The sequence below is a fragment of the Rhodopila globiformis genome, from assembly GCF_002937115.1.
Taxonomy (GTDB): domain Bacteria; phylum Pseudomonadota; class Alphaproteobacteria; order Acetobacterales; family Acetobacteraceae; genus Rhodopila; species Rhodopila globiformis.
The window spans coordinates 1-8,928 of record NZ_NHRY01000105.1; the positions used below are offsets into that span (position 1 = coordinate 1).

An 8,928-nucleotide genomic window follows, 5' to 3' on the forward strand; every position below is an offset into this window, starting at 1 on the left:
CGCAGCAGCCCGCCCCGCTGGGCCGCACATGCACGGGCTGCTGCGTTGCAGCGTTCTAACTTGCAAACGCCGCCGCGTTCACTTAGATGAACGTTTCCCCTGAAGTCCAACACCGGAGGATGAGCGCATGGCGCGCGTCACCGTCGAAGATTGCGTCCAGAAGGTTCCCAACCGCTTCGAGCTCGTCCTGCTCGCGGCACAGCGCGCCCGCAACATCAGCCGCGGGGAAGAGCTGACCATCGACCGCGACAACGACAAGAACCCCGTCGTCGCCCTGCGCGAAATCGCCGACGAGACGATCGACCTGCCGCGCATCGAGCAGGACCTGGTCAAGTCCCTGTCCCGCGCGCCGGAGCCCGAACCCGCCGACGAGGAGGTGCTCGACCTCATCCCCACCGACCAGAACATCTTCGGGCTGCAGGACGTCACCGCCGAGGAGGAGACGACCACGCTGCCCGCCGAGGCCGAGGAAACCTTGTCGCCGGAAGACCTGGAAGCGGCCATCGAGGCGGAGCTCGGCGGCCGGGTACCGCGGTAGCCCACCATGAAGGACGGGGGCTTCGGCGGCGAGATGAACACACCCGCGCCGACCCCCGCGCGGCTGGCTCCGGCGCGGCTGGCTCCGGCGCGGCCGCCGACTGTGGTGCCGCAGGGGCTTGGTTCGGGCGCCGATGTCGCCGAGCTGCCCAGGCCGCCCGGGCCGGGGCCGATGCCGCAGTGCGAGCTGACGAGCAAGATCCTCGATTATGACCCGAAGGCCGAAACCGGGCTGATCGATTCAGCCTATGAGCTGGCGCAGCAGGCGCACAGCACGCAGCGCCGCGACAACGGCGAGCCGTATTTCACTCATCCCGTCGCCGTCGCCAACATCCTGGCTGGCTATCGGCTGGACGTCTCCTCGATCGCCACCGCGCTGCTGCACGACGTGGTGGAGGACACCCCAGTCAAGCTGACGGAGATCGAAACCCGGTTCGGCAAGGAGATCGCCGGCCTGGTCGACGGCGTCACCAAGCTGACCCGCCTGGAACTGCAATCCGACCGCACCAAGCAGGCCGAGAACTTCCGCAAGCTGGTCCTGGCCATGAGCCGGGACATCCGCGTCCTGCTGGTGAAGCTGGCGGACCGCCTGCACAACATGCGTACCCTGCACTTCGTCCGCGAGCCGGACCGCCGCAAGCGCATCGCCCGCGAGACGATGGAGATTTACGCGCCGCTCGCCGAACGCATCGGCATGGACGCGGTGAAGACCGAGCTGCAGACCCTGTCGTTCACCCAGCTCGAGCCGGAAGCCTATGCCACCATCCAGGCGCGGCTGAACTTCCTGCGCGGGCAGGGCGCCGACGTGATCGACGACGTCCGCCGCGAGCTGATCGAGGTCTGCCGCGAGGGTGGGGTCGAGGTGATCTCGGTCACCGGGCGGGAAAAATCGCCGTACTCGATCTGGGAGAAGATGCACCGGCGCAATGTCGCCTTCGAGCAGCTCTCCGACATCATGGCGTTCCGCATCGTCGTCGCCACCAAGGCGGACTGCTATGCCGCGCTGGGGGCGGTGCACTCGGCCTATCCGGTGATCGCCGGGCGGTTCAAGGACTACATTTCCACCCCGAAGTCGAACGGCTACCAGTCGCTGCATACCGGCGTGACCCTGCGCCAGCCGCGCAACCAGAAGATCGAGGTGCAGATCCGCACCGAGGAGATGAACGACGTCGCCGAGAACGGCGTCGCCTCGCATTGGATCTACAAGGCGCCGGAGAAGAAGGTCGACGGCTCCGACGTGCAGCGCTTCCGCTGGGTGCAGGACCTGCTGGAGATCCTGGACGACTCCGCGGCGCCGGACGAGTTCCTGGAGAACACCAAGCTCGAGCTGTACGCCGACCAGGTGTTCTGCTTCACGCCGAAGGGGCAACTGATCCAGCTTCCCCGCGGCGCCACGCCGGTGGACTTCGGCTACGCCGTGCACTCCCAGGTCGGCGATACCTGCGTCGGCGCCAAGGTCAACGGGCGGCTGATGCCGCTGCGCCACCACCTGGAGAACGGCGACCAGGTGGAGATCATGACGGCGCGCGGCGGCACGCCCTCGCCGCAGTGGGACCGCTTCGTCGTCACCGGCAAGGCGCGCGCCCGCATCCGCCGCTTCATCCACCAGGAGCAGCGGCAGCGCAGCCGCGACGCCGGGCGGGTGGAACTGACCCGGGCGTTCCGCCAGGCCGGCGTCGACGGCTCGGAAAAATCGCTGGAGCCGGCGCTGAAGGCGCTGAAGGTCGCCACCGTGGACGATCTGTACATCGCCGTCGGCAACAGCAACATCGGCCCCAAGGACGTGGTGCACGCGGCGTATCCCGAGCTGCGGCAGACTCCGCGGGCGCCGCGCATGGTGCCGCAGATGCTGCCGCGCACCGGCAAGCCGCCGACACGGCACGACCACGACATGCCGGTGACCGGCCTCGTGCCGGGGATGGCCTACAGCTTTGCGGGCTGCTGCCACCCGGTGCCGGGGGACGAGATCGTCGGCATCGTCACCACGGGGAAGGGGATCACCATCCACAGCCGCGACTGCCAGACCCTGGCGGCCTTCGCCGCGACGCCCGAGCGGTTCATGGACGTCGACTGGAACTACGAATCCGTCGGCAAGACCAGTGCGAACGGGAAGGGCAGCGGCCATACCGCCCGGATCAGCGTGATCGCCGCCAACGAGCAGAGCGCCCTGGCCGATCTGGCGAACGCGATCGCCAAGCAGGAGGGGGCGGTGAACAACCTCAAGATCGTCAACCGGCAGCAGGATTTCATGGAGATCCTGGTGGACGTGGACGTCCGGGACCTGCAGCACCTGTCGAAGGTGATCGTCGGCCTGCGAGGGCTGAAGCTGGTCAAGGGCGTGGAGCGGGCGACCGGTGGCTGATCGCGAGTCCAGGCTGGCCGTGTCCGAACGGTACGTGTCCGGGCCGTACGCGTCCAGGCCATACGTGGGGGCGGGCGGCGCCAGGTCGTCTCCCTATCGTCATGGCCGGGTGTGTCCCGGCCATCCGCGCTTCGGCGGTGGGCGGTGGATGGCCGGGACACGCCCGGCCATGACGGAGAGGCAACGGACCTGGCCCTGCCTCTTCATGTTAGCGCCAATGGCGACACGCCCGGCCATGACGATGGGGACGACCGGCCGACCCCGCTCGGACCGGATGCCCCTCCCATGATCCTCGGCATCGGCTCCGACATCTGCGACATCCGCCGCATCGAGGCGGCCATCGCCCGGCACGGCATGCGGTTCATCGAGCGCGTGTTCACCGAAACCGAGCGCGCCAAGGCGATGCGGCGGACGGAAAAGATCCAGGCCGCCACCTACGCCAAGCGCTTCGCCGCCAAGGAGGCCGCGGCCAAGGCGCTCGGCACCGGGTTCCGCCAGGGCGTGTTCTTCTCCGACCTTGACGTCGTCAACCTGCCCAGCGGCCAGCCGACGCTGGCGATGACCGGCGGCGCGGCGGAACGCCTGAGAGCCATCACGCCACCCGGCCTGCTGTCGCAGGTTCACCTGACGATGACGGATGAATATCCCTATGCCTATGCCCAGGTGATCATCGCCGCGATCACGCAATCTTAGGCCTCTTCCTTGACAGACCGTGGAGGCATGGGCTTGATCCGCCCGCCCCTGCCGGCTCTGCCGCCGACGATGACAAGAAAGACCGCTGCCCCTATGGCGACAAGCAAAGCCAAGCCCAGACAGCACGCCAATGTCTGGGTCGAGAACATCAAGACCATCCTGTACGCCGGGCTGATCGCCGTCGCCGTACGGACGGTGGCGTTCGAGCCGTTCAACATCCCGTCCGGCAGCATGATCCCCACCTTGCTGGTGGGTGATTATTTGTTCGTATCGAAATACAGCTACGGCTATTCGCGCTACTCGCTGCCGTTCTCGCCGCCGCTGTTCTCCGGCCGGATCTTCGGCGCCCTGCCGAAGCGCGGCGACGTGGTGGTGTTCAAGTACCCGCGCGACACCTCGATCGATTACATCAAGCGCATCGTCGGCCTGCCGGGCGACCGCATCCAGGTGAAAGAGGGCCAGCTCTACATCAACGGCGAGCTGTGCCCGCGCCAGCCGGAGGGGACCTACATCGCCGACGAAAACGGCATCAAGATGATGGGCCGCCTGTACCAGGAGACGCTGCCGAACGGCGTCAAGCACGATATCCTGAAGGAGCGCGACGACGGCTGGGTCAACAACACCCAGGAATACGTCGTGCCGCCCGGCCACGTCTTCGCCATGGGCGACAACCGCGACAACAGCGCCGACAGCCGCTTCATGGACGGGGTCGGCTTCGTGCCCGTGGAAAATCTGGTGGGCCGGGCGGAAATCCTGTTCTTCTCCTACGACGCGGAATATCCGTGGTGGGAAGTCTGGGAATGGCCGTTCGAGATCCGCTGGAGCCGCATCCTGAAGCCCGTCCACTGACCGCCTGCGGGCTATGACCCAGACTCTCGAAGCGATCCTCGGCCACGTTTTCCAGCGTCCCGACCTGCTCAAGGAAGCCCTGACCCACCGCTCGGCCGCGCACGGCCATGCCAAGGGAGGCCACGGCAAGGGGCGGGGCTCGAACGAGCGGCTGGAGTTCATCGGCGACCGCGTGCTGGGCCTGAGCATGGCGGAATGGCTGGCCGAGCGCTTCCCGCGCGAGCAGGAAGGCGACCTCGGGCGGCGCCTCGCCCACCTGGTGTCGCAGCCGGTGCTGGCCAGCGTGGCGGAGCGCATCGGTCTGGCGGACGCCCTGTCAGTGTCGCCGGGCGAGGCGCGGGCCGGGGTGACCCGCCGGGCGACGGTGCTGGCCGACGCGCTGGAGGCGGCGCTGGGCGCGCTGTACCTCGATGGCGGGCTGGACGTGGCCCGGGCGTTCGTCCGCCGCGCCTGGCTCGACGCCATGACGACGCAGGCCGAGCCGCCGAAGGATGCCAAGACCGCGCTGCAGGAATGGGCGCAGAAGCGCGGCAAGGACCTGCCGTCGTATGAGGTCACCGGCCGGTTGGGACCGCCGCATGATCCGGAGTTCATCGTCACGGTGTCCGTCGGCGACTGCGCCGCCAGCGGCCGGGCCGGCAACAAGCGGGCGGCGGAACAGCTTGCCGCCGAGGCGCTGATGGAAAGACTCACGGCATGACATCGCCCCGGGCCACGCGCTGCGGCTTCGTCGCCATCGTCGGCGCGCCGAATGCCGGGAAATCGACGCTGATGAACCGGCTGACCGGCGCCAAGCTGTCGATCGTCTCGCCCAAGGCACAGACCACCCGGTTCCGGGTGCTCGGCATCCTGATGCGCGGCGCCTCGCAGGTGCTGCTGGTGGACACGCCCGGCATTTTCCAGCCGAAGCGCAAGCTGGACCGGGCGATGGTGGCGGCGGCCTGGACCGGCGCGGCGGATTCCGACCTGACCCTCCTGCTGGTCGATTCGGGCGCGGGCCTGCGCGACGACGTGCGGCAGATCGCGGCGCAACTGGCTGCCTCCGGCCGCCGCTGCTGGCTGGTGCTGAACAAGGTGGACCTGGTGCCGCCGCCCAGCCTGCTGCCGCTGATCGACAGTTTCCGCACGCTGGCGAAATTCGAGGAAACCTTCATGGTCAGCGCCCAGACCGGCGAGGGCGTGACCCAGCTTGCCGACGCGCTGGCCGCGGTGGTGCCGGAGGGGCCGTACCTGTATCCTGAGGACGACCTGACCGACCTGCCCGACCGCCTGCTGGCCGCCGAGATCGTGCGTGAGCAGATCTTCCTGCAGACGCATGAGGAAGTGCCATATGGCGCGACGGTCGAAACAGAGTCCTTCCAGGAGCGCCGGGACGGCTCGGTGCGGATCGAGGTGACGATCTACGTTGCCCGGTCCGGCCACAAGGCCATCCTGATCGGCGACAAAGGCAGCAAGATCAAGGCCATCGGCGCGCGTGCCCGGCAAGACCTGGGTGGGTTGCTGGAACGCCCGGTGCACCTGTTCCTGAACGTCAAGGAGCGCAAGGGCTGGGACGAGGAAGGCGCCCGCCTACGGGCCATCGGCCTGGACGATCCCGGCGGGGCGTAAGGGGCCTCTCCGTCGTGGTGGGGTGTGTGTCCGTGGCTATCAGGACAAGGCGGCGGCTGGAGAAGGATGTGGTGCCCGGTCCGTTGCCTCACCGTCATGGCCGGGCGTGTCCCGGCCATCTGCGCACAGACGGCGGGGGTGGATGGCCGGGACACGCCCAGCCATGACGGTAGAGCACTGATTACGCAGCCTGACCCTGACCACCCCGGGCGATGACAGCCAGGGCCCGGTCGATCTGTGCCAGCGACGCCGCGTCCTGCCGGAAGGCAAAGCCGATCGTGCCGTTTTCGGCGCGGATCACCCGCCCGCGGATCGCGCTGCCGCCTGGCAGGCCGATGCTCATGTCGGTGCCCGGCGAGTAACGGCCGTCGTGCAGGATCGCCATGCCGCCGCGCGCGATGTCCTTGATCGTCGCCTGGACCGGGGACTGCCCGGCGGTCTGTATCGTCGCCGGCATGCCGTTGCCGTCGATGCGTTCATACAGCCGCCGCTCGGCTTCGCTGCCGTGCGACATGGCGGTCAGGAAATCCGCCATCTCCGCCCGCAGCGTCGCCGCGGCGGTGCCGACCTCGTCGGCGGCCTCCGCGGCGGCCACGCTGGTCGCGTCGGTGTTCTCCGCGATCAACAGCACCTCGTGCATCGCCTCGGCCGCGCTCGACGAGGTCGCGGTGACGAGTTGCACGCTGTTGGTGATCTCGCGCGTCGCCGCCGCCTGCTGCTCGACCGCCGCGGCGATTGCGGTGGCGACGGTTTCCACCTGGCCGATGGCGGCGCCGACATCGCGCACCGCGGTGACCGCGTCCGCGGTGGCGCCGCGGATGGCGACGATCTGGGCGCCGATCTGCTCGGTGGCACGGGCGGTCTGCGATGCCAGCGCCTTCACCTCGCCGGCGACCACGGCGAAGCCCTTGCCGGCCTCGCCGGCCCGCGCCGCCTCGATCGTCGCGTTCAGCGCCAGCAGGTTGGTTTGGCCGGCGATGTCGGTGATGATGCGCACCACCTCACCGATACGCTCGCCGGCTTCGGCGAGCCCGGCGACCTTCGCGTCGGTTTCCGTCGCGCGGCTGACGGCCGACTGGACCGAGGCGGTGACGAGGCTGACCTGCTGGCTGATTTCGTTGATGCTGGCGGCCACTTCCTCGGCCGCGGCGGCCACCGCGTTCAGGTCGCGCGCCGACGCCGAGGCGCCTTCCATGGTGCTGGAGATGCGTTCCCCGGTCTGCCTGGCGCCGTCGGTGACCGCCGACGCGGCCTGGCGGACGGCGTTGGCGGAGTCGATGAAATTTTGCATGACGCCGGCGATCGAGCGGCTGAAATCCTCGGTGTGGCTGTCCATCGCCGCCTGCTGGCGATCCTTCGCCTCCCGGGCGCGGTCGCGCTCGACGGCGAGACGCTGGTTCTCGATCGCCTGCTGGCGGAACACCTCCACGGTGCGGGCCATCTCGCCGAGTTCGTCGGTGTTGCCGCGGGCCGGAACCTCGGTCGTGGCGTCGCCGGCGGCGAGCCGGGTCATGGCGTGGGTCATGCCGCGGATCGGCCGGATGATGGCGCGCGCCAGCAGCAGCGCCAGCGCGATGCCGGCGAGGGTGGCGCCGCCGGACATGCCAACTTCCTTGTAGAACGCGCCGGTGGCGACCGCGTCGGTGCCCTCTATGGTCCGGCTGAACTCGCCTTCGAGTGAATCCTGCGCCTGCATCAGCAGGGTCTGCACATTGCGGATGTCATTCCTGATCTGGTTGTCGTACAGCCTTGCGCCCTCGATCAAGGCCGACGACATCCGGTCGAAGCTGGCGATATACTGCTTCAGCGAGGCCTGCACTGGCGGCAGCATCGCCTTGATCTCCGGCGAGCCGACATAGGTGATGGCGATCAGCGAGCCTTCGGCCAGCTTGGTCTCCTTGTGGAACGCCTCGGCCAGCCGGGGATCGACATCGGCCGCGGCGAGGAAGCGCGAACTGGCCGCCTCGGCGGTCAGGAAGGCGGTGCGGACCGATGCGCCGGGCACCCAGTCGGCCGGGTTCTTGCTGGCGCCCGCCGCATCCGCCAGTTCGATCGCCTGCGTCATCATGGTGGTGCCGATGCCGGCCAGCACCTTGCGCTCCTCGACGGCGTCATGCAGCAGGGTCATGAACCGCTCCCGCTTCGCCGCCAGGTTGCGCAGCTTGTAGGCGACACTGTTGTACAGCGCGGCTTTCTGCCCCGATATCGTCATGCCGGCGGCTTCATCCAGCAGCGCGACCGAGCGCTTTTCGGCGCTGATCACGTCCTGCAGCGATTCCGCGTCGGCATCGAAGCGATAGCGCGTCAGGCCACGCCGCATGGCTTCCATCTGGAAGGTGATTTCCTGCACCCGGCGCACCGATCCGGCGATGTTGTCCATCCTGCGGATCTCGCCGCCGACGACGGACAGGCCGTAGCTGCCCGAGACGGCGATGGCGACCAGCGCGGCCACCAGGAAGCCGAAGCCGAAGAAGATCCGCATGCCCAAGCCAAAGCGAAACGACCGCATGACCGTATCCACCGTGTTGTTCAATACGGGCGCTTTACTTCATTGTGCTTAACGAAGGATTAATGCGGCCTGCGATCGGCGCGCATTTTTCGTGGCTTCGGCGCGACGGCCGGTCCGCGGGGTTTTCCGCCGGCCGTTAACCGAATCTGTAGTTTCCAGGCGACATTTCTTCTGCGTGGCGCCGGATTGGCGCCACGTGACCGGAACGATGAGGGCGGATCTGGGTGAGCTACGCGGCTTTGTCGGCGAGCGGCGCTGACGATCCGCTTGTGCCTGACGCAGCGGTGCCGATTTTTCCCCAGATCGCCGCGATGAAGGTCGATTGCCCGACGTCGCGTAAAATCCGGGCGATGCCGGCCTGGATCAGTCC

General features: G+C 68.2%; 7 protein-coding genes. 6 read left to right on the forward strand and 1 reads right to left on the reverse strand.

Annotation, left to right across the window (positions count from 1 at the left end; all coding sequences use genetic code 11):
* Window positions 1–127 precede the first annotated feature (127 nt).
* The 6 genes from rpoZ to era all read left to right on the forward strand — a co-directional run bounded on the left by rpoZ (window position 128) and on the right by era (window position 6,049).
* A complete protein-coding gene (gene rpoZ / locus CCS01_RS10570; RefSeq protein ID WP_104518790.1) occupies window positions 128–538 on the forward strand; it encodes a DNA-directed RNA polymerase subunit omega in 411 nt (136 codons plus the stop codon).
* Between the two features lie 171 nt (window positions 539–709).
* Window positions 710–2,899: a RelA/SpoT family protein gene (locus tag CCS01_RS10575; RefSeq protein WP_104518796.1), complete on the forward strand. Its 2,190-nt coding sequence runs from the start codon at window positions 710–712 to the stop codon at window positions 2,897–2,899.
* Between the two features lie 285 nt (window positions 2,900–3,184).
* On the forward strand, window positions 3,185–3,592 hold the full coding sequence (gene acpS, locus CCS01_RS10580) for a holo-ACP synthase (RefSeq protein ID WP_104518791.1): 408 nt from the start codon (window positions 3,185–3,187) through the stop codon (window positions 3,590–3,592).
* A gap of 93 nt (window positions 3,593–3,685) precedes the next feature.
* Window positions 3,686–4,441 (forward strand): signal peptidase I, encoded by a 756-nt coding sequence (lepB, locus tag CCS01_RS10585; protein ID WP_104518792.1) that lies wholly within the window; start codon window positions 3,686–3,688, stop codon window positions 4,439–4,441.
* 13 nt (window positions 4,442–4,454) lie between these two features.
* Window positions 4,455–5,141, forward strand: a complete 687-nt coding sequence (rnc, locus tag CCS01_RS10590) for a ribonuclease III (protein ID WP_104518793.1) — start codon at window positions 4,455–4,457, stop codon at window positions 5,139–5,141.
* Window positions 5,138–6,049 (forward strand): GTPase Era, encoded by a 912-nt coding sequence (gene era, locus CCS01_RS10595; RefSeq protein WP_104518794.1) that lies wholly within the window; start codon window positions 5,138–5,140, stop codon window positions 6,047–6,049. The genes rnc and era overlap by 4 nt, the downstream gene beginning before the upstream one ends.
* 181 nt (window positions 6,050–6,230) lie before the next feature.
* On the opposite strand, the gene CCS01_RS10605 is transcribed toward era, so the two are convergent.
* Window positions 6,231–8,558 carry a methyl-accepting chemotaxis protein gene (locus CCS01_RS10605; RefSeq protein WP_146101677.1) on the reverse strand — a complete coding sequence of 776 codons (2,328 nt, stop codon included), beginning with the start codon at window positions 8,556–8,558 and terminating at the stop codon, window positions 6,231–6,233.
* Between the last annotated feature and the right edge of the window lie 370 nt (window positions 8,559–8,928).

Coding starts and splice junctions, on each gene's coding strand:
- rpoZ (WP_104518790.1), top strand. CDS start 128: ATGGCGCGCGTCACCGTCGAAGATTGCGTCCAGAAGGTTCCCAACCGC.
- CCS01_RS10575 (WP_104518796.1), top strand. CDS start 710: ATGCCGCAGTGCGAGCTGACGAGCAAGATCCTCGATTATGACCCGAAG.
- acpS (WP_104518791.1), top strand. CDS start 3,185: ATGATCCTCGGCATCGGCTCCGACATCTGCGACATCCGCCGCATCGAG.
- lepB (WP_104518792.1), top strand. CDS start 3,686: ATGGCGACAAGCAAAGCCAAGCCCAGACAGCACGCCAATGTCTGGGTC.
- rnc (WP_104518793.1), top strand. CDS start 4,455: ATGACCCAGACTCTCGAAGCGATCCTCGGCCACGTTTTCCAGCGTCCC.
- era (WP_104518794.1), top strand. CDS start 5,138: ATGACATCGCCCCGGGCCACGCGCTGCGGCTTCGTCGCCATCGTCGGC.
- CCS01_RS10605 (WP_146101677.1), bottom strand. CDS start 8,558: ATGCGGTCGTTTCGCTTTGGCTTGGGCATGCGGATCTTCTTCGGCTTC.